Raw genomic sequence first — 500 nt, 5'->3', positions numbered from 1 at the left:
GTGCGCACGACCGACGACATCCTGCGCGCGAAGAAGGAAAACAAGACCGGCATCATCTTCGGCTTCCAGAACGCGTATGCGTTCGAGGACAACCTCGGCTATATCGAGGTGTTCAAGGAACTCGGCGTGAACGTCGTGCAGCTCTGCTACAACACGCAGAACCTGGTGGGCACCGGCTGTTATGAACCCGATGGCGGACTGTCGGGTTATGGCAAGGAAGTGATCCACGAGATGAATCGCGTCGGGATCATGGTGGATCTCTCGCACGTGGGCGCGAAGACGTCGTCGGATGCCATTGCGTGCTCGAAGAAGCCGGTCACGTATTCGCACTGCTGCCCCTCGGGCCTGAAGGATCATCCGCGCAACAAGACCGACGATCAGCTGCGCGAGATCGCGGATGCCAATGGCTTCGTCGGCGTGACGATGTTCTCGCCGTTCCTGAAGAAAGGCCCGGACGCAACCGTCGAGGATTATCTCGAAGCGATCGAATACACGATCGA

Annotated in this window: 1 protein-coding gene; it reads left to right on the top strand. The window is 58.6% G+C overall.

Going from position 1 to position 500, the window contains the following annotated elements; translation table 11 throughout:
* On the top strand, positions 1–500 hold a 500-nt coding region (locus QCE69_RS39375; protein WP_309936164.1), incomplete at both ends, for a membrane dipeptidase.

The organism is Caballeronia sp. LZ032 (assembly GCF_031451315.1).
Taxonomy (GTDB): domain Bacteria; phylum Pseudomonadota; class Gammaproteobacteria; order Burkholderiales; family Burkholderiaceae; genus Caballeronia.
Note: the sequence above shows the minus strand (reverse complement) of the source record. Positions and strands in the feature narration are given on the sequence as shown.